The organism is Streptomyces sp. NPDC127197 (assembly GCF_042672405.1).
Classification (GTDB): domain Bacteria; phylum Actinomycetota; class Actinomycetes; order Streptomycetales; family Streptomycetaceae; genus Streptomyces; species Streptomyces flavusporus.
On sequence record NZ_JBHXVG010000027.1, the window covers coordinates 2,969 to 24,691 of the forward strand.

The window sequence follows — 21,723 nt, forward strand, 5'->3', positions numbered from 1 at the left end:
GGGGCCACCTTCTACCAATACTACACCCCCGCGGCTTACGCCTCGGACCTCGACTATACCTTCCGATGTATGGGTGGTTCACCCTGCTGGCGCCGGGCCTCCTGCTCCGATCCCGGAGCAGGAGGCCCGTCGCTGTCAGAACCCCGGCACCGGTCGCCCGCGCAGCCGGTCGAGATGTGCGACATCGTCGGGACGGGTCGTCCAGACCACATGATGGCTGCGCACCGAGCCATGCTCCACTGCGGGCAGGGGCCCTGTGGCAACGTCCGGAAACCTTATGGCCGACCACCGCAGTGGGGCTGGAGGCGCCGCTTTCTCGCCCGCTGCCGAGGACGGAACACCTCAGCAGCAGACCCACGCCCAGCACCACGCCGGCGCTCAGCACCCCGCTCCGACAACGGAGTCAGCCGACACATGTGCAGCGCCGCCACGTCGTCGGTTCCTTGACAGAGACACCTGATACGACGATCCTCGTAACCCGTTAGAGCGGTGATACATGGTGAGTGTGTGTACATGTATCTCACACGCTCCGGATCGAACGCGAGGAAACGACATGATCAGCAGACGGAGACTGACCCAGGCCATGGCGGCGGCAGCGGCGACCGGAGCCGCCGGTCTCACCGGGTCGGGTCAGGCGTCGGCACGCACGGACACGGCGCCGACCGGGCGGATCGCACGCGATCTGGGGCCGGTGCGCCATACCCGTACCGATGTCCTCGACATCGCATATCACGACGTGGGCCCGGCCCACGGCAAGCCCGTGATCCTTCTGCATGGCTGGCCCTTCAGTCCCGTCGGCTCCTACGCCGAGGTGGCGCCCGCGCTCGCTCGGCGCGGCTATCGCTGCTACATCCCCTACCTGCGCGGCCACGGAGAGACCCGGTTCCTCCGCGACGACACCCTTCGCTCCGGCGAGCAGGCGGCGCTCGGCGCGGACCTGATCGCCTTCATGGACGCCCTGCGCCTTCCCCGGGCCCTGTTCGCCGGATACGACTGGGGCGGGCGGGCCGGTGACGTCGCCGCGGCTCTGTGGCCGGAGCGCTGCACCGGCGTGGTCTCCGTGAACGGCTACCTCATCCAGAACCTCGCCGTCGCCCAGGAGCCGCTGGCGCCCGCGCTCGAGGAGGGGTACTGGTACTTCTTCTACTTCCTCACTGAGCGTGGGCGGAAGGGGCTCCAACGCAACCGGGAGGACCTGGCACGGGTCGTCTGGCACCGCAACTCGCCCCAATGGCAGTTCACCGAGGCCGAGTTCGCGCAGGCGGCGGAGCTGTGGACCAACCCGGACTACGTCGACGTCGTGATCCACAGCTACCGGCACCGCCTGGCCGCGGCCCCCGGCGATCCCCGTTACGCGGAACTGGAGAAGCGGTTGCTGGAACAGCCGAAGATCACCGTTCCTGCCGTCACCCTGGACGGACAGGCCGACGGCGTCATCCCGCCGACCGACGGGACCGGCTACGCCGCCCACTTCTCGGGCCCTTGGAAGCACCATGTTGTCCCGGGGGCCGGACACAACCTCCCTCAGGAGCGGCCCGAAGCCTTCACCGCCGCGATCCTCGAAGTCGACGCCATGAGGTGACTGATCCGCGCCCCGACGTTCGTCACCGCCTTGACGGGGGACGAGTGGGAGGGCGTGCTGACAGCAGTCCAGGGCAACAACCAGGACGCCATCCACGATCGACGAAGTGGAGCACGGTCATGCACAAGGGGCTCACCGCGGAAGCCGCCGAGGCGGCGGTACGACACGCGCGATTCGGCAGGCTTCCCGAGCACATCCGCTTCGAGGACATGACCGAAGAGGTCGAGGCCGCGCCGGCCGACGGGGTCAACGCATCGTACGACCCCGCGGGCTCGTGGAAGTTCTACTCGTGCCTCGCCCTCGACCTGGGGCTGTAGACACCCGGCAGACACGGACACCCCTTGTGCGCGGACGACTGCATACGCTGCAGAGCCACGTGTTGACACGACCGGACTCTGTGTACCGCCACAAGGGCTCCATGCGATCGCAGCACTTGGAGACAGCAGCCCGATGAACGACCTGGACCGCCCAGCCTGCCTTGCCCCAGCACGGCTGATCGGGCGGGACGGGGTCTCGACTTCCCACGGTCCCCCTTCAGCGGCTCCGCGATCCACGGCGCGACGCTCCTGCTGACCGGCGAGGCCGGCACAGGCAAGGCCGTCCTGCGTCCGACTGCGCTCTCGTAGAAGCCCTGTTCACCCTGATCCTGTTGTGCTCGTACAGCGGCGATCCACAGAAGTTGCCACCGCTGTTCCGGGCCCCTCGACCGGCTCACCCCCGCACCTCCCGACCTGCTGTGGGTGTGCGCGCAGAGGTTCGCCGACCTGGCACGCACCGCGCCCGGCCGCCGGTACCTGGCCGCACTGCCACATCTGTGCCTGGACTACCACCAGGCGGGCCGCTGGGCCGAGGCCGCGCTGCTGGCCGGAGAGGGGCTGGTCCTGTGCGAGGAGTACGGCTGCCGCTTCTTCGCCTGCAAACTCCAGTTCGTGCAGGCGCTTGTGGTCAGGGCGCGGGGCGACGGGCGCCGATACGTCGGAGAGGCAGAGGGCCCGGGGACGGACCGGCTCTGGGGATGGCCAGCCCGCCCTCGGATGCTTTCGGTCGGTCCGACCGTCAGTCGGTGCGCCCGCGGAAGGTACGGCGCACGTCGTCGACCCAGGCGTCGGGTACTTCCCAGAACACGAAGTGGCCTCCGCCCGGGTGTGCGGTGACGTTGACGTGGTTGAACCAGGGCGCCCGGGGACTGCCCAGGAAGTCCTGGACCCGGTTCTCGGTGGTCACGCCAGGCGGGTTCTCGTACCCGACCAGGGTGATGCCGGTGGGTGCCTGAACGGGCGGGGTGAGGTCGTGGGACGGGGTCCACGGGTAGCGGTTGGCGTTGGCGTACATCCGCATCGATGTGCTGATCGAGTTGGTGGCCCAGTAGATCGTCGCGTTGGTGAGAATGTCGTCCTTGCTGAAGACGTTCTCGACGTTGCCGTCGTTGTCGCTCCAGTTCGTCCACCGTTCGAGGATCCAGGCCAGCATGCCGGCCGGGGAGTCGCTCAGCGCGTGACCGAGGGTGCTGGAGTCGAGCATGTGCACGGCGACGTGGGCGACGAAGCGCTTCTGGAAGGAGAGGATCCCGGCGCGGATGTCCTCGGGCGTGCCCTCGGGGATCGTCTTACCGCCGGTGAGGTCCCAGGCCCGGTCGCCGTTGAACATGTTCAGCGGGATCGGTGAGCCGACGTGGATGGCGTACAGCGATTCGTAGTACTTGTGGCCGAGTTGAGCGGTGACCATGGAACCCAGGTCGGAGCCGGTGGCTGCGTACTTCTCATGGCCGAGGACTTCCGTCATCAGCTTGTGGAACAGGTCGGCGGCCTTCCAGAAGTTCATGTCCGGGTTGTCGGGCAGGGGCGTGGACCAGCCGAAGCCGGGCGTTGAGGGGACGATGACGTCGAACGCCTCGGCCGGGTCTCCGCCGTGGGCACCCGGATCGGCGAGCTTGTCGATGACCTTGGTGGCCATCGCGACGGTCCAGGGCCAGCCCTGGAAGAGCAGCATCGGCTTCGGATCGGGGCCGACACCGGCCCTGCGCATGAAGTGGATGGGCACGCCGTCGACTTCGACCTGGTATTGCTCGTACTGGTTGAGCTCGGCTTCTGCCTCGCGCCAGTCGTATCCGTCGATCCAGTAGTCGATCAGTTCTTTCAGGTACTGACCGTCCACGCCGTAATACCAGTCGCGATTGCCGGCGTCCACGGCGTAACGGGTGCGCTGCAGACGCTCCTTGAGGTCGACGAGTACCTCGTCGGGGACGTGGATGGTGGTGGGGGTCAAGGGGAAGGGCTTGCTGGACATGCGGGAGTCCCTCTCGGGTGATGAGGCGTGGCCGGGGTGGCTCCGGGTCAGGGAACGATCTTGAGCCGCAGCCGGGTGAGCTCGCAGTCGGAGATGCGCCACTCGCCGTCGACCTTGCGATACGTGTCGTGGTAGTGACCGAAGCCGTGCAGGAAGGAGTAAGGAGCCTCGGGATGGGCCTCGCGGTCGTGGTAGATCCGGTCCTCCATGGCCCACACACCTTGAGCAGTTGTGTCCGAGGTGAATGTGACCTCATGTGTGAACAGGTGGTGGATGGGCTGGCCTGCCCCGACACGGCCGCCGATGGTCTTCGCGAATTCGGCGGCGGTGACTTCGTCGGCGAGTGTGCCGTCGGCATTGCGGAATCGCATGACGGCGTCGTCAGTGAAGACTCCTGCCATCTTCTCCCATTGCCTGGTGTCGGCGTACCGGACGTAGCGGGCCCTCAGTTCGCGGATTTGGTCGAGGTCGGTATGTGTCGTGGCGGTCATGTATCCGCCCTCCTTCGCCGAGATGTATCTATTGTCTAACAGGTGTGTCTTGCCCGTGTACTCAGTCATACGACTGCCGGTGACACATGTGAGGGGGTGGGTTGAGCTTCGGCCGTTTCCTCAGGAACGGGGTACCGGAGCGGTGCTTTCCGCGGTCTGGTCCGCGCCGATGTGCAGGTCCTGCGACTCGTTCTCCTGGTGGCCGGTGGGTATCAGCAGGCACGAGGTGAGTCCGACGACCGCGGCGACGGCCAGTACCAGGAACACCGCGACCCAGCCGCCTTCGCTCGGGTATCCGTCCGCCCGCGCGGTGGAGGCGAGAATCGTGGTGACGACGGCTGCGCCGACCGCACCGCCGATGGTGCGGATGTTGGCGTTCATTCCGCTCACGGCACCTGTGTGTTCGGCGGGCACCGCGTGCACGACGAGCGCCGACAGTGCGGAAAGGCCGACGCCGAATCCGATGCCGCCTATCGCCATGGTGAGAGCGATTTGCCAGGGTTCTCCGTGGAAAGCCGCCAGCAGCAGGAGGCTGACCACGACGGGTACGGATCCAAGGATGAGCAGCGCCTTGGCCGGTATTCGGGTGGCGAGCGGACCGGTCACGACCCCGCTCGCGAACTGAGTGAGCGTCACCGGCAGGAACAGCAGGCCGGACACGGTGATCGACTCGCCGAGCCCGTACCCGGTGGCCGTGGGCACCTGGAGGAAGGACGGGACGAAGCCGAAGACCGAGTAGAGGATGAAACCGAAGAGGAACGAAGCCAGGTTCGCCGTCCACACAGGACGCATCCGGAAGACGCGCATGTCGATCAAGGGATGGCGGGACCGGTTCTCCCACCAGACCCACAGCGTCCCGACCGCGAGTGCCCCGGCGAGCAGGCCGAGCGTCCGCCCGGACAGCCACCCCCAGTCCTGGCCGAGGCTGAGCGGCAGCAGCAGGAGGACCAGAGTGCCGGCCAGCGTCACGGTGGCACCCACGTTCAGTCGTCCAGCGGCTGTGGCGCCGCTGGACCGCGGCAGGAAGAAGAACACGGCGATTGCGACGAGCCCATTGGCGATGGCGGGAAGCCAGAACAGCCAGGCGACACCCAGAGAGGAGACGATGGGGCCGGCCACCAGTACCCCGAGTGCCCCGCCGACGGAGCTGACGGCGGCGATCGTGCCGACCGCGGTGCCGACCTGGCGTCGGGGCACCAGGTCGCGTACCAGGCCGAAGGCCAGGGGCAGTGTGGCACCGCCGGCGCCCTGGAGGACGCGGGCGAGGACGAGCACAGGGAGGCTGGTGGCGAGGGCGCCGATCACGCTGCCGAGAGCGAGCAGGGCGAGGACCGCGACGAGTACGTGGCGCTTGCCGACCTGGTCACCGACTCGTCCCAGCACGGGTGTCAGGACGGCGCTCGAGAGCAGGAAGCCGGTGAGCACCCACCCCACTCCGAGCTGGCTCGTGTGGACGTGATCGCGCAGCGCCTCCAGACCGGGGTTCACCACGGACTGGACCAGGGCGTACGAGACCGAGGCGACCGATAGAAGCGCCAGCGAGGCCTGCGCCCCTTCCGCACGGAAGGGGCGCGTCCGGGGTGCGGGGTCGGGGGAGCGCTCCAAAGCATGATTGGACGGCATGGTCCAATCTTGGCTCACCAAAATAGGACCGTCAAGTCCAATCTTGCGGTCGGGCCTACGCGGTGCCCACGGCCACAGGCTGCAACGGGCTGATCGCCGCGGTCAGGGCCGCGTCGAGATAGTCCGTGCGCCCCGTCCCCTGGAGCATCACGACACCCCCCTGTACGGCCGCCAGGATGCTCCGCGCCCGTCGCCGTACGGCTTCCTCTTCGTCGGACGTAACTGCCTTCACGCCGCGTACGAGAGCTGCCTCCCATTCGTCGTAGAGAGAGGTGACGATCGAGCGGGCCTGAGGCGAGGACTTGCCCAGTTCGGCAGTCAGGCTGCCGAGGGGGCACTTCTGTCCCAGCTCCGTGTAGTGGTCGAGTACTGCCTGCCGCCACCCCTGCCAGGACTCCCACGTGGAGAGATCGCCGAGATACGGCTGCTGCGCCTCGAGGACCTGCCCTGCCTCGTACTCGGCCACGGCGGCAAGGATGTCGGCCCTGCCCTCGGGAAAGTAGTGGAACAGCTGGCTCTTGCTGGTGGCCGTGGCTGCCCGCACGTCGTCGAGCGTCGTCTCGGCAGCCCCCTTGTCCCTGGTCAGCATCGCCGCAGCGACGATGATGCGGTGTCGGGTAGCTCTGCCCTTGGCGGTCATTCCCTTGTTCATCTCACCATCATCCCACTTCTTTGGACCCTTCGGTCCACCTCTGGGGTGAGCGTGGCGAGCCCGTGGGCGGCGGCGAGATCGACGATCTCCACTCCCGGCTCGCCCCGGCAGCCGGATACTCCAGGGAAGTCCCTGGACGTGCGCCTCGGCCTTCTCGCCGAGCAGGCCGATCTCCGCCTTGTCCGGTGCGGGAGCGATGTTCGTGATCCCGTTCAGCGCGGGAATCTGCGAGCCGGTGATCGCCAGTGGAGCACCACCGGGACCGCGCTCACGAAAGCCGTTCGGAAGAACCCCGGCAAGTGCCTCCACCGCCGCCTGAAAGGCCCCAGCGGCCTGGGAAACCGCATCGCCGTCGGCTATACGTGTGAGTATGACGCGCGAGGAACGTGTGAGGTGTGTACGGGTTTCGGTGTCGGACGCACCCCCGTTTGAATGCGCCCGAGGAGCAGAATTTTCTGGACTTGCCGGTCCAAAAAATTCTTCCTACGCTCGACGACATCCGAACACACACAGACAACGACCCTGGAGGCCCTTGACATGGCTGCCACCGACAACGACGCACTCGTCCGCGACTTCGTGAACACCTTCAACACACAGGATGCCGACGCCCTCGCCCCGTTCCTGGCCGACGACGTCGTCTTCACCGCCTACGGCGACTCACCGGTCAAGGGCCGCGACGCGGTCATCGCCCTGTGGAAGGGCGTCTTCGCGAACTTCGCACAGATCAAGTTCGAGACCGTGCACCAGGCGGTGAACGGTGACGTCGTCATCGCCGAACAGATCCACGGACTCGCCCTGCCCGGCGGGAAGCTCGCCCCGGTGATGAACATGGCGATCTACGAGCTCCGCGACGGCAGGATCGCGGCCTGGCGCGACTACACCAACCCCGCCTACGCATCCACCCTGCTGCAGGCCTGAGCGGACCAGTCTCTCCGATTGCATCCGCCGGTCGTCCGGCGGTCGTACCGACAGAAAGAGGTGTGCGCCATGCGCGCTGTAGTAGTGGAAGAGCTGGGCGGACCGGAAGTACTCCAGCTGAAGGAATGGCCCGACCCCGAGCCAGGGCCGGGCGAACTGGTGGTGGACGTCGACTTCTCCGGTGTCAACTTCATGGACACCGGCACCCGTACCGGATTCGCAGTGCCCGGCAACCCGCCCTTCGTCCCCGGGGTCGAGGGCGCCGGCCGGGTCACCGCCATCGGTGAGGGCGTCAGCGGCTTCGCGATTGGCGACCGGGTGGCCTGGGTCTCCGTCTACGGCAGTTACGCCGAGAGGATCGCGGTCCCCGCCGCCCAGGTCGTCCCGGTCCCGGACGACATCTCCAGCGACGTCGCCGCCGCAACGATGATGCAGGGCCTCACCGCGCACCACTTCGTCACCGAGTCCGCACCCCTGGCCGAGGGCGAGACCGCGCTCGTGCACTCCGCCGCCGGCGGTGTGGGGCGCATCGTCACCCAACTGCTCAAGCTGCGCGGCGCGCGCGTGATCGGCCTGGTCTCCCGCGAGACGAAGGTCCAGGCCGCGAAGGCGGCGGGTGCGGACGAGGTCCTCGTCTCCTCGGGCGGCGACTTCGTGGACCGGGTCAAGGACCTGACCGACGGCGAGGGCGTACACGCGGTCTTCGACGGCGGCGGTGCCACCACGTTCTGGCCCTCGATCGAGGCCCTGCGACGGGTCGGGACGCTGGTCTACTACGGCCCGCTGATCGGCGACATCCCCACGGTGCGGCTGCTCGACCTGCCCAAGAGCATCAGGGTCACCTACGCAGTATTCGCGGACCACATCCACAACCGGGAGCTGCTGCTCAAGCACGCCGGAGACCTGTTCGACAAGATCCGCGAGGGCAAGCTGCGGATCGACATCACCGAACGCTACCCGCTGGGCGCCGCCGAGCAGGCACACGCCGACATCGAATCGCGGCGCACCTCCGGCAAGCTCCTGCTCGATCCGAGCCTTTGAGCCGGCCACAGACACACCGGACAACGTCGCACGACGGCACGACGATTCCCCTGGAGAGCCCCCGGGGAAGAACTACAGCAGGTGACATCCCGCCGGCCGGGACGAATCGATTGCGCGGAGGCTCCGGCCCCCCTCCGCTCGATGCCGACGCTCCGGGCCGCCTCAGACTGCGGCCAGCGCCTCGGTCGGAGGCAGCCCGGAGGCGCTACGGCGGGGTACAGGCCCGCGGCCATGCCGACGGTGACCGCCCCCGGGAAGCCGGCGACGAGTGCGAGGGGCGGGAACACCACGGGCCAGGACTGGGACACGGCGTACCCCGCCGCGGCCACCGCTCCGAGAACGGTTCCGGCGCAGCCACCCAGCGCGGACAGGGCCACCGACTCCGCCAGGAACTGCCCCCTGATCTGGCCGCGACCGGCCCCCAGCGCCCGGCGCAGACCGATCTCGCGGCGCCGCTCCAGCACCGAGACGACCATGGTGTTGGCCACGCCCACGCCGCCTACGGGGAGGGCGACACCCGCAAGCCCGAGAAGGAGGACCGACAACGTCTGCTGGGTGACGCGCTTGGCGGCCAGGGCGTCCGACGGACGGCTGACCTGGACCAGGACCGGCAGCTGCGGATGGAGGGTCGCGGGCAGTACGGCGCGCACCGCCTCGATCTGCGGCTCGCGGGCCGTCACGTAGACGACGGTGGGGTGGCCGTCGAAGCCGAGCTGGTCGCGGGCCGCATCCCAGCCGACCAGGACGGCGGTGCCGAGGTCGGGGGCGAGCGGCAGGGGGTCGAGGATGCCGACGACGGTGAACCAGTGGCCGTCGATGTAGACCTGCCTGAACTCCTGACCGGCGCACCCGGTCGAAACCGAGGCGGGAAGCGGCGCGGAAGCCCAGGACCACGGTCGGGAAGCGTGCCGTGGTCGGGGAGGGGAACGATCCCGAGCGGACGGTCCCATGGACCGCCCCGAGCAGGTTGGTGCGAGCGGCCAGGACGCTGATGCCGGACGCGTCGGCCGGGTCGGCGCGGTCGGAACGCAGGACGGTCTTGCGGGTGTTGGCCACGGCGCTCGCGCTGGTCACCGGGCCGATGCGGGCGGCCATGGCGTCCGCGCCGGTGGGGAGGACCACCGGGGGAGACCGGCCTGTTTGGGGTCGTCGTCGGCGAGCACAACATACGCACGCATGTGGCCATCGTAGAAAGCGCAGCAGTCCACACCCTGCTGCTGCCGCGAAAGTCGGCAAGAGGGCACCGGACGACGACAGGAACACAACACCTTCCTGACATTCGGCCGCAAACCTGATGTCGCCCAGGTCGCCCGCACGTACCTGCGGCCGGGCTCAGATCCAGGTGTCGAGCCACATCCTGGCGCGCCAGTCGGCATACGGGATCGTCTGCCCGGTGTAGATCGGGAAGAGGTAGATGAAGTTCCAGGCGATGAACAGGACCAGCACGCCTGCGGTCACCGCACCTCGTGTGCGGCGCTTGTCGGTCGCTCCCGGCGGCCCCAGCAGGGCTCCCAGCATCATCGTGACGGCCAGGCACAGGTACGGCACGAAGGCGACCGCGTAGAAGGAGAAGATCGTGCGGTCCTGGTACAGGAACCAGGGCAGATACCCGGCACCCACCGCACACAGGACGGCGCCGGAGCGCCAGTCGCGGCGCAGCGCCCATCGGTAGAACAGGTACACGAGTGCGCAGCATGCCGACCACCACAGGAGCGGTGTTCCCAGGGCGAGGATCGCCTGTGAGCAGTCGGCCGTCGTGTGGCAGCCGTCCGTCCCGGGTTTCGGTGACTCGTAGTGGAACAGCACAGGGCGGCCCAGAACCAGCCAACTCCAGGGGCTCGACTCGTACTTGTGGGGGGTGTGCAGTCCCACGTTGAACCGGTAGACGCCGTACTCGTAGTGCCACAGGCTGCGCAGCGGGGCCGGGATCCAGGACCAGGTGCCGCCGTGGCCGTCCGCCCAGTGGCGTCCGTGGCCGTTGTCGGACAGGAACCAGCCGGTCCATGTCGCCAGATACGTCACGACGGCGACCGGAACCAGGGACAGCACCGACCAGCCGAGGTCCTTGCGCAGCACCGCCCGGTAGGGGCGGCATGCCCCGGCGACGCGGCGGGAGCCGACGTCCCACAGCAGGGTGAGGGTCACGAAGAAGGCGAGGAAGTACAGGCCGTTCCATTTGGCCGAGGCCGCCAGTCCCAGGAAGAGGCCGGCTGCGAGCCGCCAGGGACGCACTCCCGTCCCGGCATGGTCGCCGGTGTGTGCGTCCGGGCGTATGTGGCCGTCCTCGTCGACCGGCAGGGCTGCCGCGAGCCGGGCTCGTGCGTGGTCCCGGTCAATGAGCAGACATCCGAACGCCGCCAGCACGAAGAACATGACGACGAGGTCGAGCAGAGCGGTCCGGCTCATCACGTAGTGCAGGCCGTCCAGAGCCATCAGCGCTCCGGCCAGGCAACCCAACAGTGTCGAGCGGAACAGGCGGCGCCCTGTGCGGCACAGCATCAGCACCGACAACGTGCCGAGGACCGCGGTCATGAAGCGCCAGCCGAACGGGTTGAGGCCGAACATCCACTCGCCGAGGGCGATCACCCACTTGCCCGTCGGCGGATGTGCGACGAAGGCGCCGGTGTCGGAGAGCGGGACCACCTGGGGATCGGCGAGGATCTGCGGGTCGGCGATCTTGCGGTCCGGCCAGGTGCCCTCGTAACCGAGCTGCAGCAGGGACCAGGCGTCCTTGGCGTAGTACGTCTCGTCGAACACAACCGCCCGCGGGCTGCCCAGACGCCAAAACCGCAACAGCCCGGCCAGCAGCGCCACCAGCAGCGGCCCGCCCCATCCCGACCAGCGCGCCAGCCGGCCCGCCATTGCCGGGGAGAGGCCGAGCGTGCGGCACAGCCGTGACCCGGGCTCGGGAAACGGCACGACCAGGCGGTCGCGCACGGACGTACGCGGCCGCTCCACGTACCCGAACCGGCGCAGCCGCCGCTCCCAGGAGACCGCCTGGGGCTTCGCCGCCTGCTGAGGCTCGTCGGCCAGCGCGGGTGCGTTCTCATGAATCACGTAGTGAGCTTTCAATTCGTGGAGAGCAGGACGAGCGGGGATCAGCTGACCGGCGGGCGGTCGTAGTCACGCCGGCTCAGTCAGTCCTCACTGATCGGGACCCCTTGAACCCGGCCAAGTGGCTACCTGGGTGGTGGTTGAGGTCCGTGTCGGCATCGGCACCCCCTCGGCAGTGGAGGCGGGGCGGGCCGTCGACGGCATCGGGACCGACTCGGCGGAGGTGACGGGACGTGGCTGAGGACCGTTAGACCCGCCCTGAGCGAAAAGGCTCGCCAGGAGCAGCAGTCCGACGCCAAGTCCGGCAATGGTCAGCACGGATCCGGTGGCCATCCAGGCCGTCCGGGCCCGCCGTCGGGCGCGAACGCCAGCTCGCAATCGAGATCGATGCCGCTCCTCGTACGGCACGTCCTCCTGGCTGTCACGCATCATGCGTGCCAGCTCCTGCTCGAAGTGATCCATGGCTCCCTCTTCACTCCACCGGCTCGACTGCCTCAGCCAGAAGCCGCCGCAACCGTGCAACGCCGCGTGCCGTGAGCGAACGGGCGGTACCCACCGGACACCCCAGCACCTCCGCGACATGCCGCTCGGGCAGGTCCTGGTAGTAACGCAGCACCACCGCAGCCCGCTGCCGCGCCGGCAACAACGCCAACATGGCCTCCAACCGGGTCCGCTCATCCACGGCGGCGGTCTCGTCCCCCACGCCGGGCGGGTCGGGCAGCTGGTCGACAGGGTGCTCACCCCACCAGCGACGCCGCGCCGAGCGCGCCGCGGCACGGACCAGGACCCTGCGCACATAGGCCTCGGGCGCCTGCTCGGCCACCTTCGGCCACGCAAACCACAGCTTGACCAGCGCCTCCTGCAGCAGATCCTCCGCCCGGTGCCGGTCTCCACCGGTGAGCAGCCGCGCCAGATGAAGCAACGCCGACCACCGAGCCGCCACGAACCGGTCGAACGCATCGGCCCGCAACTGCCCCATCAGCGTCGCCCCCTTACCTCCCTGCCGAGCACGCCGGCCTCTACCGCACGACCGCGGACACGCCCCTGTCACCTACAACAAAGACACTGGCCCCTACCCTGCTATGCACCCCCGCCATGTGGCGTGGATCACACACACGCGCTCCTGACGGTGCTCACGACGCGATCCAAAAACGCCGGTCTGCCCGGCTCGTCACTCAGCGGCGGACATTGGCTGCCACATCGCGGACCCCATCGGTGAGGGCCAGTTGGAGTGGGCCGTCGATGCCCACGTCCGGCCGCGGGGCTTCCTCGCGCTGGCCGGTACGCCCTACCGGCGCGAGGTCGTGGTCGCCACGTAGGACCTGGAGTATCCGGTCGCTTCTGCTTCTGCGGCACCCGGTGAAGGCGGTGCTGGGACGGGACCTGAACACATTGCGGTATCTGGACGGTGTGGGGAGGTTCGACGTCGACACAACGAGGTGACGACGCGGCGGATCAGTTCGTGAGGAGGTGGGCGTGGCCGAACATGGACGCGGCGGCTCGCGCCGTCGGCGTGCCGGAGTCCAGATCCGCGCCGGCCTGCCGCAGTACCGTCACCACGTCGTCCGCGCCCTTGAACAAGGCACCGGCGATGGGGGCCTGGTCCCGGGCGTTGCGCAGGTCCGGGTCGGCGCCGAGCCGGAGCAGGGCCCGTACGGTGTCGGCGTGGCCGTGATAGGCGGCGAGCATCAGGAAAGTGTTGCCGACTGTCCTCCCCTCCGGCACGTCCGCCCACCCGGCGCGGTGGCCGCCTCCACCGCCCTGACGAGAAGAGGTGTCTCCGTACAGCGACGAGATACATACACGTATCCCCGCTACGGACGTGTCCCGTAAAAGCAGCCGCATCAGGTCGGACTGACGAGGTCATCGCGTCCCCCTCCGGTTGAACTGGCCGTTCACCAGGGAGACTTGGGGCTGTCGGCGGAACGCCTGCTCACTTCGTGTCCCCTCCCGTATGACTCGTCACCTGCTTGACGGGTAACTGAAGGTGCGTAAGGATCGCCATGTGTGAACGTATCACTAGCTCAACAGGTGTCGGTGCACCAGATGTTTCAGCCAAGGTGTCTCTGTTGCCCCGTCCTCGCTCGGCCGTCAGTTGCCAACTCTTCACCACCGAGACAAGGAGTTCCACACATGAATCCGACCGGAGATACCAACCCCGCCACCGCAGGCCGTCGCCGGTTCCTGGGTCTCGCCGCGGGTGCCGTCGCCGCCACTCAACTCGGCATGCCCGGCCAGGCGCAGGCGGCGGCAGGCGGGTCGGCATCGGCGGGTCCCACGTCGGTGACAGGCGCCTCCCTCGGCTCCGCCCAGCCGATTCCCGGAGTCCGTCCCTTCCGCATCAGGGTTTCGCAGCGGGAGATCAGTGACCTTCGGCGGCGGCTGCGGGCGACACGCTGGCCGGAGCGCGAGACCGTCGGTGACCGATCCCAGGGCGCCCAGCTGGCGAAGGTCCGCCCGCTGGTCGAGTACTGGGGGACCGGCTACGACTGGCGCAAGGTCGAGGCGAGGCTCAACGCGCTGCCGCAGTTCATCACCGAGATCGACGGGGTGGACATCCAGTTCGCCCACATCCGCTCGCCGCACCCCGGCGCTCTGCCGATGCTCATGACGCACGGCTGGCCGGGCTCGATCATCGAGCTCCTGAAGGTCATCGACCCGCTCACGAACCCGACGGCCCACGGCGGGCGCGCCGAGGACGCCTTCCACCTCGTCTTGCCGACGCTGCCCGGCCACGGTTTCTCCGGCAAGCCGACGTCGACCGGGTGGAACCCGGCCCGCATGGCGACCGCGCTCCACCAGCTCATGCTCCGGCTCGGGTATGAGCAGTACGTCTCCCAGGGCGGCGACCACGGCTCGATCATCGCTCAGATCCAGGCCATGCAGCGGCTGAAGGGTCTGCTCGGCATCCACATCAACATGCCGGGCACCGTGCCGCCGGACGTCCTGCGCCACCTGCGCAACTTCGATGCCGCGCCCTCGAGTCTGTCCGCTCGCGAGAAGGTCGCCTATGACCGGCTGCTGCACTTCTACCGCGACGGTTTCGGCTATGCGGCGATGATGAACGAGAGCCCGCAGACCATCGGTTACGCCCTCGCCGACTCACCCCTCGCGATGGCGGCGTACTACTACGACAAGATCGCGGAGTGGACCGACTCCGGCGGCGAGCCCGAGAAGGTCCTCACCTACGACGAGATGCTCGACGCCATCTCGCTGTACTGGCTGACCAACACCGGGGCGTCGTCCTCCCGGCTGTACTGGGAAGGCACCCAGGCCGGCGGCGGCCCGTTCAACGCGTTCGACATCCCCGATGTCCCGGTGGCGGTCACGGTGTTCCCGGCCGAGATCTACCCCGCGCCGCGGAGCTGGGGCGAGCGGGCCTACGGCAACCTCATCCACTGGAACGAGGTCGACAGGGGAGGCCACTTCGCCGCCTGGGAACAGCCGCAACTGCTGTCCCAGGAGCTGCGCACGGCCTTCAGGTCACTGCGGGGCTGAGACCGGTCGTGTGTGGTTGATCCGAACGCGAACGTGGGACCGGTCCGGGGCTCTTCGTGAGGCCATAGCCGGTGCGCTGCATGTGGTGAAGGTCTATGAGCTTGCGGCCGTGTGTGAGTACCTGGGACTGGAACCTCAGAAGCCCCATGAAGATCCGTTCAAGAGCAAGATCATCTATGTGCGGGCGCGGCTGCAGAGCAAGACCCTGCCCAAGCTTGTGGACATCGCGCGGCACGTGATCAGCGAGTACGGCGACGACGACCTGCAGGCCCTGGTCCACACACTCGGCGCCCGCGGCGTCGACGGGGAGATGAAGAATCTCATCTTCGCCGCCGATGGCCCCAAACCGCAGATCGTGCTGCCGGACTCCATCAGCAACACCGTCCGCATCGTGAAGAACGATCAGTACTGCCTCGTGTACGACCAACCCTGGAAGACCACGGGCTGAGCTGGGCAGACCTGGTGGCATGGTGGGGGGCCGACACTCCGAGCCCGCGGATGATCCAACGCGGGCGCGCATCTCGCTACGAGAGCGACTGCGTCGCTCGCTGGGTGACAACGGTGCCGAACTGCTGGTGTTCGACACCTACATCAAGCTCGGCTTCGGCCTTCCCGCGCTCATCCCCCAGATCTATCTCCACTACGACCCCTACAGCCTCACTGAGCTGAACGGCGTCAGCCAGGCGGCGAAGCAACAGTCAGTCAGCGCCCGGCCGGCTGCCCCCCGAACGCTACGCGGCAATGGTGGCGGAGGACCGCCGGCTCACGCTGGAGAGTTACGAGGTCTACCGCATCGGCGGCCACGAGCTGGGCGACCACACCGCCGGGGAATCGATGCTCACCGACTTCTTCACACGCCTTCTCAGCCGCCACGGCCACCTGAGTCTGGAGAAGGATCCCTTCAGGCATGTGCGTCTACCGCGTCTCCTGCGGGGTCGCGAGCCCTTCACTGTGGCCGGTCCCCAAGACGACGCCTGCCACCCTGCCGGGCTGACGATGATGAGCAGTCAAGCCTCCGATGCCAGGAAGCCCCCAGAACCGAGCCGGACGAAACAGCCGCCTACGGCGACAGCCCCGGTGAGTGATCGAGGCGGTGGTGGCGCCGGACCGGTCAAAAAGCCAGAGGCGCGCCGGCACCCGCTTATCGCCCAACACCTCCCCGGCCCTCTTTACGGCGTCCTCGCCGCCGATGCTCCTCAGCCCGGCCCGTCCCCTGACCGTCCTGTCCTCGTGGCCGCCCAGCACCAGCAAATCGCTCACAGAAGGATGCTTGGGAGTCAACGGCCCGGGCGCGACGGAGACCAAGTACGCCTTGGCCAGGTGCTCGACGGCCACAGCCATGTGACGCGAACCCGGTCCCCGAAAACCAGTACTTCCGCACTACCGGCCCTGACCTGCACAGGCAGCTGGCGACGCAGCATCTGAACCCCATGTGGGCCTGGCTCATCATCATGGAATGTCGGTCTTGCGGCACATATCTGCCCAGCGACATCGCGCATGTGTCCTTCCTCACTCCTTGAACGGTCGTGTGAACCCCGCACCGGCCCGGCTCCGGTTATCAGGCATGGGAAGCAATGAACTCACCGACAAGGTGGCTCAACTCATCGAGAAGCCGGGGCCGTTGAGCATCGTCCAGGCCGGCGATCCGGTGCTCCGGAAGAAGACCGCTTCCTACGACGGGCAGCTCGACGACGACATGCTGCAGCATCTGATCGCCAGGATGCGCGAGACGATGGAGCAGATCCACGGAGCTGTCGGACTGGCCGCTCCGCAGGTCGGGCTGCCGCTGCGGCTTGCGGTGCTGTCGACACCCGCAGAGTTCTCCGCCCGGTTGATCGAGCGCGGGCAACAGCCCGTGCCGTTCACCGTGCTGGTCAACCCTTCGTACAAGGCTGTCGGACGACCGCGGAGGGCGAGCTTCGAAGGGTGCCTGAGCGTGGACGGCTGGCAGGCGGTGGTGACTCGTCCCGACCGGATCAGGCTGACTCGCGAGGACGAGGCGGGACAGCGCCATGTGGAAGAGCATGCCGGGCTCGGGGCGCGGATCATGCAGCATGAGACCGACCACCTCGACGGGATGCTCTACCTTGACCGCGCCGAGCTGCGGTCCCTGTCCACGACGGAGCAGGCAGTGGTGCGGTGGGGTGCCGACGGTCTGGCTGACGCCGCCAAGCAGCTCGGCTTCCCGCTGCCGTAACGGACCTCTGGGACAGGGGAGGTGAACCGGGGCCCGCCCTCTCAGAGCCAGCCGCGGCGGGCGGCCTGCCAGGCGAGCTGCATGCGGGTCCCGGCCCCGGCACGTGTCATCAGACTCTGGATGCGGCGCTGGACGGTCCTTCGGCTGAGGCCCATCTGCGAGGCGATGGCCTTGTCGGCGACTCCCGCGACCAGGGCGTCGAGCAGGCTGCTGTCCCTGACCAGTGCGGTGGTCGGTTGGTCGGGGCTGCCCTGAGGGCCGACGGGCACGAGCGGGGAAGATGCCGACGGACCGGTCGGCGATGGCGAGGCAGAGGGGCAGCCACGGGACGGCGCGGGCAATCTCCCCGGCCCGTACACCCGCCACCACGTTTTCGACGGCCCCCTCGTCGTCGAAGAAGGCCTTCTCGTACAGCACGCGGTAGCGGACACCCCGGGCGAGGGCCTCGAACTCCTCCGTGTTGCTGCCGGAGGGCATGGCCACGTACTGGGCGCGGCAGAACCAGAGCATCTCCTCACGGGCGTTGACCTGGATCTGTCTCAGCCACTGACGCAGAGCCTCCGCCCCGGTGATGACCTCCAGCAACTGCCCCGCGTCGTGGCGGCGCGCGGTCTCCCGGTACGTCTCCAGCAGCCGGTCCGCCTCCGCCCGTGCCGTGTCCAGTGCGTCGGCGGTGTGCTTGATGGGGGATGAGGGCCACGTCCGGGGGAACGGCCCGGAACACCCGAGGTGTGCCGTCGGTGTGGCAGGCCAGCCCCTGGCGCACGAGGGATTCGAGCACACGTGTGCTCCCGGCTCCGTCGACGCCGGTGCGCCGGGAGATGTCGTCGGCGGTCGCTCCGCCCGCCGTCACGAGAAGCCGGTGGACGGCCGCCTGTTCCGGCGAGACTCCCGCGGCTTCCAGCTTCCCGAAGGGCCTTCCCGCTTGTCGTGGCGTGGACAGTCCGAGGACTGTGCTCCAGGCCGCGCGGCGGCAGGGGCGAAAGGCACGTATGACCTCCCGCCCCGTGGGCCGTGATGGTCAGCGGCGCTCCGCCCAGGCACGGGAGACCGTCTGCTGGACGCTGTTGCCCGCGGAGTCCCGGGCCGTGACGCGCAGGGCCACATACGAGGCGCCGCTCCGATGGCGCGGCGGTCCACCGTGGCCCGGAACGTGTCGTGGCCACGGTCGTGGACGTTCGCCGGACGCCAGGTGCGGCCGTCGTCGTACGAGATCTCGACCTGCACCCTCGACCCGTGCGGGGCGGGTGCCCTGCCCTGGGCGCGGACGGTGACGTCCCCGCCGTACGATCCGGCCCGGGTGATGGTGTTGTGGGCGTCGACCGGTACGGCGTAGTCGAGTTGGAGGAGGGGCACGCGGTGGGCTTGTCTCTGGGGGGCGAACGGAACGACCAGGTCGTCGCGATCGCGGTCGCGTAGTCCCAGTCGGGGGAGGTGCGCGAAGTGTTCAGTTCCAGGCGGTGGTTGGCGGGGCTGGTCGGCACCTCGACGTCGGTCCAGACGGCCTTGGGACACCAGGGGTGAGGCGTCGGAGGGGAGCACCGTCAGGTGCCCGTCCTGTTCGAAGGTGTGGAAGACGATGCCGTCGCGTCCGGGACCCGGCCGTACCGAGGCCGTCTGCCGGCCGTCCGGGCCCTTGGCCACAGTCACGCTGTCGCCGGTGATCAGGCGGACGGTCGTCTCGCCGGACGTGGCCCCGTCGCCACCTTGGTGTGCGGCAGCCCCGGCGGGTCGGCGAACGACGGGGGTGACCGCCGCTGCGGCCAGTGCGACGCCCGCTGTGAACGTCGCCAACAAGGGGATGTGTCTCATCGGTTCCGTGCCTCTCCCGGCGCGCTGTGTGCCGTTCATCTGCGCGACAGAATCCGACGGCCGTGAGGCAGGTGTCACTCGACACCGGTGGCACAACTGGGACATGTCATAGGGCGACAGGGAACATGTGTGATTCGCGAAGTCGTCAATCACCGGCTTGACGGGTGACGGAACGGCTGCCATGATTACGTCACCGCCTCAACCGGTGACATGAAAGTGTCCTGGTCGGCAGGCGCCCGAAGACCTTTCGACCCAGATGGGGAGCACCAGTCATGGCAGTCAGCTACACCGCCGTTGTCGACGTCGACGGAGAGGGCCGGAACGGCGGTCACGTCCGCTCCTCCGACGGTCTGCTGGAGACCGGCCTCGCCCTCCCCAAGGAGCTCGGCGGCGCCGGCACCGCGACCAACCCCGAGCAGTTTCTGGCCGCAGGCTGGGCCGCCTGCTTCCTCGGCGCTTTGCGCCGCGCCGCCACCATCCGCAAGATCCGGCTCACCAGCACCACCATCACCGCCGAGATAACCCTCACGCACGGCGACGACGGCGAGTTCTCCCTCTCCGCGGTCCTCAACCCGGTGCTCGGCGGTGTCGACCAAGCCACCGCCGAGGAGCTCGCGCAGGCCGCCCACCAGATCTGCCCGTACTCCAAGGCCACGCGCGACAACATCCCGGTCACCATCAACGCCAGCGCCGCCTGACCCGTCCCCCTGGACCGCGGGTCCCGTGTTCCCCCTGCACGGGACCCGCCACCCCCTCAGCCGTACCCACACCCCCGACCGAAGAGTGAGGGCAGGACATGGCCTCCATGACGCACACATACGTACGGATCGCCCCGCAGCCTCGTTCGGATCGCGACTGCCTCCCCGGCGAGCGGCCGTCCCGAGACGCGGCAAGCTCCGAGGACCGTGACTGGCCGACGGACACGCAGGTGTGGAACTGGGCGGAGAGTGCGGCGCTGTCTGGGTACGGCCCGTCGGCCTCGAGCTTTCTCTGACCGGCGGAAGGACCGGTCCGGCACCGGATCATGCCGGACCGGTCACCTGGCTACGAGGGGAACGTCAGTGGTGCCGTCCGTGACGTGTGAGAACACCCTCGACGGCGGCGGCCATCACGCTCTCACCCGTGGCGTTGGGGTGCACCGGCGCGGCCGGCGTCTCGGGGGCGTCGAGCTGCGCCGGCACGCCGTCGGCCTGCGGAGCCGTCATGTCGGCGGTGGTGGCACCCGAGCAGCTGACGTCCGTCAGCGTCGCGGACCGTGACCGCGCCACCAGCGAGGGGCTGGCAACTGCTTGCCGGGGAGTGTGCACGAGGTCGAGTTAGCTCGATCGTGTGATGGTCGGCTCGCGGGCTTGCAGCTCCCTGGGCCGACCGGGTTAACGTGATCGTGCGATCTGGGACGCCGGGTACGGCGCCAGCGTGCGGGGCCCCCGCTCCACCGGAGAGATGGTCCGGGGCCTCTCCGTCGCCTCTGGCCGTAACCAACTGGCCAGGTCGCGCAGGGAACTGGCCTCCCGGGATCGGACCACGCACAGGATGCGTGTCGCTGCCCCGGGGTCGAGTACGCCGGGGACCAGTGCGCCCAAGACCGTTCGGGGCGTGCGGCTGCATGGGGTCACTCCTGCTCAGTCATCAGGAACGGCAGTTCTGGTGGGAACGCAGACAGGTCGCGTCGACCTGGGTGGGCACGAGTGGTGCGGAGGCGTACGAGTCACCGAGGGCGACGTAGTCCACCTTGTGCCAACTCTCCGTGGCTGTGCTCGCCGCAGCTGTTCCGGCCGTGGCGAGGGCACCTCAGGCGGAGAGCAGTGCGGCACCCACCGTCAGTGCGCGTCCGGAGCGGGAGGCGGGAAAGGTTCTTCTCAAGATCTGTCCTTCCGTGATCGGTCGAGGGCCTCCGCCCTGGCGCGCGTTCGCGGCCCGAGGCGGAGCGCCCAACATTCACACATATCCCAAAGCCGTCAGGTGCTATGGCTCCGGTAACGAATTGAGTCAGCTGACTGAGGCGACACATGTCGACCACGGCCCACACTGAGAGCGCAGTGCCTGCCGACGTATGCCGAACCGTAGAAAGCGAGACCACAGCCATGGACATGAAGCTCGAAGTCGTCATCCTGCCCGTCTCCGACGTGGACCGGGCCAAGGGCTTCTACGTGGAGCAGCTCGGCTGGCGCCTCGACGCCGACTTCCCGATCAACGACGGCTACCGGATCGTGCAGGTGACCCCGCCCGGCTCCGAGTGCTCGATCATCTTCGGCCGGGGACTCACGCAACAGGAAGCGGGCACGCTCCACGGCCTCCAGCTGACCGTCACCGACATCGTCAAGGCCCAGGAGGAGCTGACCTCCCGCGGTGTGGAGGTCTCCGGCCCGTTCCGCGACGAGACCGGCGCCTTCCACCACGCCGGTGACTCCCACCGGGTGCCCGGCCTGCACCCCGAGCGGGCCAGCTACGGCACCTTCGCCGCCTTCAGGGACCTCGACGGCAATGAGTGGTTCCTCCAGGAGGTCACCGAGCGCGCCCCGGGCCGCTGAGACCGCCATCCCGCCACGACCACGACACCCATCCGACC

The 21,723-nt window shown here is 68.4% G+C and carries 20 protein-coding genes and 1 pseudogene; 10 read left to right on the forward strand and 11 right to left on the reverse strand.

Translation table 11 applies throughout. The features are described 5' to 3' along the window. Positions 1 to 553: 553 nt before the first annotated feature. A complete protein-coding gene (locus ACFVJQ_RS32320; protein WP_385789135.1) occupies positions 554 to 1,582 on the forward strand; it encodes an alpha/beta fold hydrolase in 1,029 nt (342 codons plus the stop codon). 119 nt (positions 1,583 to 1,701) lie between these two features. Continuing rightward, positions 1,702 to 1,899, forward strand: a complete 198-nt coding sequence (locus tag ACFVJQ_RS32325; RefSeq protein ID WP_385789137.1) for a hypothetical protein — start codon at positions 1,702 to 1,704, stop codon at positions 1,897 to 1,899. Positions 1,900 to 2,638: 739 nt separating this feature from the next. Here the strand turns inward: ACFVJQ_RS32325 and ACFVJQ_RS32330 are convergent. The 4 genes from ACFVJQ_RS32330 to ACFVJQ_RS32345 all read right to left on the reverse strand — a co-directional run bounded on the left by ACFVJQ_RS32330 (position 2,639) and on the right by ACFVJQ_RS32345 (position 6,634). Further along, positions 2,639 to 3,868 carry an epoxide hydrolase family protein gene (locus ACFVJQ_RS32330; protein WP_385517148.1) on the reverse strand — a complete coding sequence of 410 codons (1,230 nt, stop codon included), beginning with the start codon at positions 3,866 to 3,868 and terminating at the stop codon, positions 2,639 to 2,641. 47 nt (positions 3,869 to 3,915) lie between these two features. Beyond that, positions 3,916 to 4,359 (reverse strand): nuclear transport factor 2 family protein, encoded by a 444-nt coding sequence (locus tag ACFVJQ_RS32335; RefSeq protein WP_385517150.1) that lies wholly within the window; start codon positions 4,357 to 4,359, stop codon positions 3,916 to 3,918. A 120-nt stretch (positions 4,360 to 4,479) separates the two neighbouring features. Next, positions 4,480 to 5,982 (reverse strand): MFS transporter, encoded by a 1,503-nt coding sequence (locus ACFVJQ_RS32340; protein WP_385789140.1) that lies wholly within the window; start codon positions 5,980 to 5,982, stop codon positions 4,480 to 4,482. 55 nt (positions 5,983 to 6,037) lie between these two features. Continuing rightward, positions 6,038 to 6,634: a TetR/AcrR family transcriptional regulator gene (locus ACFVJQ_RS32345; RefSeq protein WP_385517154.1), complete on the reverse strand. Its 597-nt coding sequence runs from the start codon at positions 6,632 to 6,634 to the stop codon at positions 6,038 to 6,040. A 537-nt stretch (positions 6,635 to 7,171) separates the two neighbouring features. Between ACFVJQ_RS32345 and ACFVJQ_RS32350 the strand changes: the two genes are divergently transcribed. Together ACFVJQ_RS32350 and ACFVJQ_RS32355 are read left to right on the forward strand one after the other, a co-directional pair. Beyond that, positions 7,172 to 7,552, forward strand: a complete 381-nt coding sequence (locus tag ACFVJQ_RS32350; protein WP_385517158.1) for a nuclear transport factor 2 family protein — start codon at positions 7,172 to 7,174, stop codon at positions 7,550 to 7,552. Between the two features lie 69 nt (positions 7,553 to 7,621). Beyond that, positions 7,622 to 8,593 (forward strand): quinone oxidoreductase family protein, encoded by a 972-nt coding sequence (locus ACFVJQ_RS32355; RefSeq protein ID WP_385789142.1) that lies wholly within the window; start codon positions 7,622 to 7,624, stop codon positions 8,591 to 8,593. Here the strand turns inward: ACFVJQ_RS32355 and ACFVJQ_RS32360 are convergent. From ACFVJQ_RS32360 to ACFVJQ_RS32375, 4 genes and pseudogenes are all read right to left on the reverse strand, one after another. After that, positions 8,506 to 9,543: an ABC transporter permease gene (locus ACFVJQ_RS32360; protein WP_385789144.1), complete on the reverse strand. Its 1,038-nt coding sequence runs from the start codon at positions 9,541 to 9,543 to the stop codon at positions 8,506 to 8,508. The two genes, ACFVJQ_RS32355 and ACFVJQ_RS32360, sit on opposite strands and share 88 nt — an antisense overlap. Positions 9,544 to 9,925: 382 nt before the next feature. Continuing rightward, positions 9,926 to 11,650, reverse strand: a complete 1,725-nt coding sequence (locus ACFVJQ_RS32365; protein WP_385789146.1) for a dolichyl-phosphate-mannose--protein mannosyltransferase — start codon at positions 11,648 to 11,650, stop codon at positions 9,926 to 9,928. A 469-nt stretch (positions 11,651 to 12,119) separates the two neighbouring features. After that, positions 12,120 to 12,626 carry a SigE family RNA polymerase sigma factor gene (locus tag ACFVJQ_RS32370; protein ID WP_385517165.1) on the reverse strand — a complete coding sequence of 169 codons (507 nt, stop codon included), beginning with the start codon at positions 12,624 to 12,626 and terminating at the stop codon, positions 12,120 to 12,122. A gap of 476 nt (positions 12,627 to 13,102) precedes the next feature. Further along, positions 13,103 to 13,351, reverse strand: a pseudogene (locus ACFVJQ_RS32375) (ankyrin repeat domain-containing protein); the annotation flags it as partial. A 429-nt stretch (positions 13,352 to 13,780) separates the two neighbouring features. On the opposite strand from ACFVJQ_RS32375, the gene ACFVJQ_RS32380 reads away from it, so the two are divergent. From ACFVJQ_RS32380 to ACFVJQ_RS32390, 3 genes are all read left to right on the forward strand, one after another. Then, positions 13,781 to 15,145: an epoxide hydrolase family protein gene (locus ACFVJQ_RS32380; protein WP_385517166.1), complete on the forward strand. Its 1,365-nt coding sequence runs from the start codon at positions 13,781 to 13,783 to the stop codon at positions 15,143 to 15,145. A gap of 85 nt (positions 15,146 to 15,230) precedes the next feature. After that, complete coding sequence (locus ACFVJQ_RS32385) at positions 15,231 to 15,593, forward strand: hypothetical protein (RefSeq protein WP_385517168.1); 363 nt, start codon at positions 15,231 to 15,233, stop codon at positions 15,591 to 15,593. A 1,116-nt stretch (positions 15,594 to 16,709) separates the two neighbouring features. Beyond that, positions 16,710 to 17,342: a peptide deformylase gene (locus ACFVJQ_RS32390; RefSeq protein WP_385517170.1), complete on the forward strand. Its 633-nt coding sequence runs from the start codon at positions 16,710 to 16,712 to the stop codon at positions 17,340 to 17,342. Positions 17,343 to 17,383: 41 nt separating this feature from the next. On the opposite strand, the gene ACFVJQ_RS32395 is transcribed toward ACFVJQ_RS32390, so the two are convergent. Both ACFVJQ_RS32395 and ACFVJQ_RS32400 read right to left on the reverse strand, forming a co-directional pair. Beyond that, positions 17,384 to 17,611: a LuxR C-terminal-related transcriptional regulator gene (locus tag ACFVJQ_RS32395; protein WP_385789149.1), complete on the reverse strand. Its 228-nt coding sequence runs from the start codon at positions 17,609 to 17,611 to the stop codon at positions 17,384 to 17,386. Between the two features lie 245 nt (positions 17,612 to 17,856). Next, positions 17,857 to 18,195 carry a helix-turn-helix domain-containing protein gene (locus ACFVJQ_RS32400; RefSeq protein WP_385517173.1) on the reverse strand — a complete coding sequence of 113 codons (339 nt, stop codon included), beginning with the start codon at positions 18,193 to 18,195 and terminating at the stop codon, positions 17,857 to 17,859. A gap of 270 nt (positions 18,196 to 18,465) precedes the next feature. Here ACFVJQ_RS32400 and ACFVJQ_RS32405 point away from each other — a divergent pair, with 270 nt between their 5' ends. Together ACFVJQ_RS32405 and ACFVJQ_RS32410 are read left to right on the forward strand one after the other, a co-directional pair. After that, on the forward strand, positions 18,466 to 18,678 hold the full coding sequence (locus ACFVJQ_RS32405; protein ID WP_385517175.1) for a hypothetical protein: 213 nt from the start codon (positions 18,466 to 18,468) through the stop codon (positions 18,676 to 18,678). 748 nt (positions 18,679 to 19,426) lie between these two features. Continuing rightward, positions 19,427 to 19,852: an organic hydroperoxide resistance protein gene (locus ACFVJQ_RS32410; RefSeq protein ID WP_385517177.1), complete on the forward strand. Its 426-nt coding sequence runs from the start codon at positions 19,427 to 19,429 to the stop codon at positions 19,850 to 19,852. A gap of 360 nt (positions 19,853 to 20,212) precedes the next feature. Here ACFVJQ_RS32410 and ACFVJQ_RS32415 read toward each other — a convergent pair whose 3' ends face one another. Next, entirely contained in the window at positions 20,213 to 20,422 is a 210-nt protein-coding gene (locus ACFVJQ_RS32415; protein ID WP_385517179.1) for a hypothetical protein, read from the reverse strand. 816 nt (positions 20,423 to 21,238) lie between these two features. Between ACFVJQ_RS32415 and ACFVJQ_RS32420 the strand changes: the two genes are divergently transcribed. Then, positions 21,239 to 21,685 carry a VOC family protein gene (locus tag ACFVJQ_RS32420; protein ID WP_385789152.1) on the forward strand — a complete coding sequence of 149 codons (447 nt, stop codon included), beginning with the start codon at positions 21,239 to 21,241 and terminating at the stop codon, positions 21,683 to 21,685. Positions 21,686 to 21,723 lie beyond the last annotated feature (38 nt).